The sequence below is a fragment of the Pseudomonas brassicae genome (assembly GCF_010671725.1).
In the GTDB taxonomy this organism is placed as follows: domain Bacteria; phylum Pseudomonadota; class Gammaproteobacteria; order Pseudomonadales; family Pseudomonadaceae; genus Aquipseudomonas; species Aquipseudomonas brassicae.
In genome coordinates, this window is sequence record NZ_JAAHBU010000479.1 from 1 (window position 1) to 5577 (window position 5577).

Sequence of the window (5577 nt, forward strand, 5' to 3'; positions counted from 1 at the left end):
TTGCAGACGCGTCACCACGCCCCCAAGACCTGCCACCCGCGTTACCATAGCCGGCTACCGGCTCCATCTTCACGGGACTTCCAATGCGTCTGTTTCACACCTCCGACTGGCACCTGGGGCAAGCCCTGCATGGCCAGGACCGCGACTTCGAACATGCCTGCTTTCTCGATTGGCTGCTCGGCCAGCTCAAGCTGCGCCAGCCAGACGCACTGCTGATCGCCGGGGATATCTTCGACACCGTCAACCCGCCGGTCAAAGCCCAGGAGCGCCTCTACGACTTCATCGTCCAGGCCCACGAGCAGCAACCCAAGCTGACCATCGTGATGATCGCCGGCAACCACGACTCCGGTTCACGCATCGAGCTGCCTGCGCCCCTCATGCGGCGCCTTAAAACCTATGCCCTGGGCCGCGTGCACTGGCTCGACGATGGCCAGCTCGACAGCCAGCGCCTGCTCATCCCGCTGACCAATGCCAAGGGCAAGGTCGCCGCCTGGTGCCTGGCCCTGCCCTTCCTGCGCCCGGCCGAAGTCACCGGCGCGCAGCTGGGTGACGACTACCTGCGCGGCATCGGCCAGGTCCACGAGTGGCTGATCGAGGCCGCCCTGCAGCAGCGCAAGCCCGGCCAGGCACTGATCGCCGTGAGCCACGCGCACATGGCCGGCGGCTCGGTCTCGCAAGACTCCGAACGCAGCCTGATCATCGGCAATGCCGAGGCGCTGCCTGCCAGCCTGTTCGGCAGCGACATCAGCTACGTCGCCCTCGGCCACCTGCACAAGCCACAGAAGGTCAACCGCGAGGAGCGCATCCGCTACAGCGGCTCGCCGATCCCGCTGTCGTTTTCCGAGATCAACTATCAGCACCAGATCCTCGAAGTCGAACTCGAGGGCGCAAGCTGATCAGCGTCGAACCACGCCTGATCCCGCGGGCGGTGCACCTGCAGCGTGTTGGCCCGGCGCCAATGACCGAGATTCTTGAACAGCTTGGACAACTGCCCCAGGTCGACCTGCTCGACGACCCGCAACGCCAGCCCTGGCTGGAGGTGCGCGTACGCCTGGACGAACCGCAACCCGACCTGCGCCAGCAGATAGAAACCTGCCTGCAGGGCAAAGCCGTAAGGCTGGTGCGCATCGCCGCCGAGTACGCCGGCACCGCAGGCAGCGAGGGCGACGACAGTGCACGCCTGATCGAACTGGGCCAGCTCAGCCCGCACGAACTGTTCAGCCGCGCCTGGGAACAGGCCTATGGCAGCAGTGCCGACGAGCAGACCCTGGCCGACTTCGCCCTGCTCCTGCAGGACGTGCAGCAGCAGGAGGAGCAGCCATGAAGATTCTCGCCATTCGCCTGAAGAACCTTGCCTCGCTGGCTGGCCCGTTCGAGATCGACTTCACCGCAGAACCGCTGGCCAGTGCCGGCCTGTTCGCCATCACCGGCCCAACCGGCGCAGGCAAGAGCACCCTGCTCGATGCCTTGTGCCTGGCGCTGTTCGGCGCGGTGCCACGGCTGAACAACATCGGCCGCGAAACCAAGTTGCCCGAGGTCGACAGCGAGATCCTTACCAGCGACCCGCGCACCCTGCTGCGTCGCGGCACCGGCAGCGGCTATGCCGAAGTCGACTTCGTCGGCATCGACGGCCGTCGCTACCGGGCGCGCTGGGAAGCCAACCGGGCCCGCGACAAGCCCACCGGCAAGCTGCAAGGCAGCCGCCAGAGCCTGCATGACCTGGACAGCAACCAGTTGCTGAGCAGCCAGAGCAAGCGCGAATACGAACAGATGATCGAGGCCCGCCTGGGCCTGAACTTCGAACAGTTCACCCGCGCAGTGATGCTGGCGCAGAGCGAGTTCAGCGCCTTCCTCAAGGCCGACGACAAGGAACGCAGCGAGCTGCTCGAAAAACTCACCAATACCGCGATCTACAGCCAACTGGGCCGACGCGCCTACAGCAAGAGCAAAGACGCCGAAGAGGCGCACAAGGCCCTCATCGACCAGGCACAAGGCGTGATGCCGATGGCCGACGACGCGCGTGCCGAGCTCGATCAGCGCGTCACCGCAGCGCAGCGCCAGCTCAAGGCCGAACAGGCCCGCCTGCGCCTGCTCGAACAGCAACGCAGCTGGCTCACCGAACTCAAGCAGTTGCACGACCAGCAGGCTGCCGCCAGCGAACAGTTGCACAGCGCACAGCAGCACTGGACACACTTGCAGGGCGAACGCCTTGACCTGAGCCGCCTCGAACAGCTCGCCCCGCAGCGCCACCAGTTTGCCCGCCAGCGCGAACTGCTCAGCCAGCTCACGCCCCTGGCGGCAAGCCTCGAACAGCAACGCCAGCAGCAGGCCGAGCTGCAGCACCACCAGCACCAGCTTGAACAGGCGCAGCAGGCCGCCGGCGAACACCTGGCCGGCGCCCTTGCCCACCACAGCGACTGCGCGCCACGGCTGCGCCAGGCGTTTGCCGAGCAACAGACGCTGACGCGCCTGGAGCAAGAGCTGAGCCAGCGCAACGCCGCGTGCCAGCAGGCCGAACAGGCCAGCCAGCAAGGCCAGCAGCAGATCCAGGCGCTGACCGAACGGCAACAGCTCAACAGCCAGCGGCTGAGCGAGATCGCCCAGCAGTTGGACCAGAGTGCCCACCTGGCAAGCATCGGCGATGCCTGGAGCGCCTACCGCACGCAATTGCAGCAACTGATGCTGATCGGCAATCGCCTCAGCCAGGGCCGCCAAGAGCTGCCGGGCCTGCAACAGCGCGCCGATGAGTTCGCACGCCAACTGCAAGCGCACCGCGAAGCGCTGGCCTTGCTTTACCACGAAGCGGGCGCCGAGCCCGAGGCGCTGGCCGAACAGATCGACCTGCTCGGCACGCTGCTGCAGGACAACCGCAAACAGCAGCGTGCCGTGGAAGAGCTGACGCGCCTGTGGGCCAGCCAGCAGGACCTGCAACAGCGTGCGCAGGCCCTGCATGACCGCCAGTTGGCGGCCCAGCAGCAACGTGAACGGCTGATCGCCGAAGGCCTGCAGGGCAAGGCCGAACTGACCACCGCCGAACAGGCGCTGCAGGTCACGCGCCAAGTGCTGGAGCGTCAGCGCCTGGCCCGCAGTGCCAGCGTCGAAGAGCTGCGTGCGCAGTTGCAGGACGAACAGCCCTGCCCTGTCTGCGGCAGCCAACAACACCCCTATCACCAGCCCGAAGCGCTGCTGCAGAGCCTGGGTCGCCACGACCAGGATGAAGAGGCCGGCGCGCAGCAGGCGGTGGACGCACTCAAGCTCAAGCTCGACGAACTGCGCAGCACCCTGGGCGGGGTGAATGGCCAGATCAAGGAATACCTGCACCAGCAGGAGCAACTGGCCGATCAGCAGCACGCGCTGGCCCCGAACCTGCAAACGCACGCGCTATACGCGCAATTGGCAGCCCAGGACAACAGCGCCCGTTCGGCCTGGCTGGAGCACCAGTTGCGCCGCCTGAACGCCGACATCACTCGCGACGAACAGCGCCAGGCCACCCTGCTGGCCTGCAGAAAGACGCCGCCCGCGTGCAACAGCAGCTACAGGCCGCCGGCGAGGCCAGCCAGCAGGCAACGCAGCACCTGAACCAGCAGCAGCTGGCCCTGAGTGCCGACGAAGCGCACCTGGAGCAGGCATTGGCCGGTTTTGCCAGCCTGCTGCCGAGTGACATTCTCGACGCGTTGCGCCAGGCGCCGGCCGCAACATTCCTGCAGCTCGACCAGCAACTGGCCCAGCGCCTGGAACTGCTCGACCGGCAAAAGGACGAGCAGCTCGAACACCGCGAGCGCCAGCAACAGCTTGAAAAGGCCGAGGTGCAGCAACAGGCGCTGTTGCTCGGCCACCAGACCGAGCAACAGCAGGTCAGCGCACTGGGCATCCAGCAGCAACAGGCCCGCGCAGCGTTGACTGCGCTGATCGGCGAACAGGCCAGTGCTGAACACTGGCAACAGCACTTGGAGCAGCAGGTCGAGGCCGCGCGCAGTGCGCAGGCAGCGGCCAGCCAGCAACTGCAGCAAGCGCAGGCCCAGGCCATCGAACTGGCGGCCGAGCTCAAGGCCAACGAGCAGCGCAGGGAGGCCATGGCGCAGGAAAGCCAGCAGCTTGAACACGCCATCGCTCAGTGGCGTCAGGGCCATCCGGAGCTGGACGATGCCGGGTTGGACCAACTGCTGGCCATCGATGACGAGCAGGTCAGCCAGCTGCGCCAGCGTTTGCAGCAGGCCGAAAAGGCCATCGAACAAGCCGCAGTGCTGGTGCAGGAGCGCGAGCAGCGTTTGCAGCACCATCAGGCCCAGGCCGCTGGCGATGTGCCCGGCGAGCAGCTGGAACAGGCGCTGGCCGAGCTGCAGCAACAGCTGGTGGTCAGCGAACAGCAGTGCGCCGAACTGCGCGCCGAGCAGGCCGACGACCAGCGCCGCCAGTTGGCCAACCAGGCACTGGCCGAGCGTATTGCCCAGGCGTATGCCGAGTGGCAGCGCTGGGCGCGGCTGAATGCCTTGATCGGTTCGGCCACCGGCGACGTGTTCCGCAAGATCGCCCAGGGTTACAACCTCGACCTGCTGGTGCACCACGCCAACGTGCAATTGCGCCAGTTGGCTCGGCGTTACCGGCTCAAACGTGGGGGCAGCCAGCTCGGGCTGCTGGTGCTCGACACCGAAATGGGCGACGAGCTGCGCTCGGTGCATTCGCTGTCGGGTGGCGAGACCTTCCTGGTCTCGCTGGCCTTGGCGTTGGGCCTGGCCTCGATGGCATCGAGTACCTTGCGTATCGAGTCGCTGTTCATCGACGAAGGCTTCGGCAGCCTCGATCCCGAATCGCTGCAACTGGCCATGGATGCGCTGGACGGCTTGCAGGCCCAGGGCCGCAAGGTGGCGGTGATCTCGCACGTGCAGGAGATGCACGAACGGATACCGGTGCAGATCCAGGTACGCCGCCAGGGCAATGGCCTGAGCACGCTGGAGGTCAGTGGATGATCCTTTACTCGTTCCGTCGTTGCCCCTACGCCATGCGTGCGCGCATGGCGCTGCGCTACGCCGGCTGTGCGGTGCAGGTGTGCGAGGTGAGCCTGAAGGCCAAGCCGGCCGAGATGCTGGCCCTGTCGCCCAAAGGCACTGTGCCGGTGTTGAGCGTTGACGGCCGGGTGCTGGACGAGAGCATGCAGATCATGCGCTGGGCGCTGGCCCGGCATGACCCGCAGGATTGGCTGCTGAGTACCGACCCTGCGGCGGCGCAGGCGGCCCAGGCCCTGATCGAGCGCAACGACACGCTGTTCAAGGTGCAGCTCAATCACTACAAGTACGCCGAGCGCTACCCCGAGCAGACGCGCGAGCAGTATCGGGCACTGGCTGAAGCGGTGCTGCTCGACCTGGAGCAGCGCCTGGGCGAGCAGGCGTACCTGCTGGCGGCGCAGCCGAGCATTGCCGATGTGGCGCTGATGCCGTTCATTCGCCAGTTTGCCGGGGTGGAGCCTGAGTGGTTTGCACAGGCGCCCTACCCACACCTGCGCACGTGGCTGCAGAGCTGGCTGGACTCGCCATTGTTCAAGGCGATCATGGCGCGTTGACCCGAAAAGCTTCGCTGGCA

At 66.4% G+C, this 5577-nt stretch carries 1 protein-coding gene and 2 pseudogenes; all 3 read left to right on the forward strand.

Annotation, left to right across the window (positions count from 1 at the left end; translation table 11 throughout):
* The first annotated feature begins 83 nt into the window (after window positions 1-83).
* The 3 genes and pseudogenes from G3436_RS24855 to G3436_RS24865 all read left to right on the forward strand — a co-directional run bounded on the left by G3436_RS24855 (window position 84) and on the right by G3436_RS24865 (window position 5557).
* Window positions 84-1324: pseudogene (locus G3436_RS24855) on the forward strand (exonuclease SbcCD subunit D C-terminal domain-containing protein).
* Window positions 1321-4967 (forward strand): annotated as a pseudogene (locus G3436_RS24860) (AAA family ATPase). The pseudogenes G3436_RS24855 and G3436_RS24860 overlap by 4 nt, the downstream one beginning before the upstream one ends.
* Window positions 4964-5557 (forward strand): glutathione S-transferase, encoded by a 594-nt coding sequence (locus tag G3436_RS24865; RefSeq protein WP_163950684.1) that lies wholly within the window; start codon window positions 4964-4966, stop codon window positions 5555-5557. The pseudogene G3436_RS24860 and the gene G3436_RS24865 overlap by 4 nt, the downstream one beginning before the upstream one ends.
* Window positions 5558-5577: the final 20 nt, after the last annotated feature.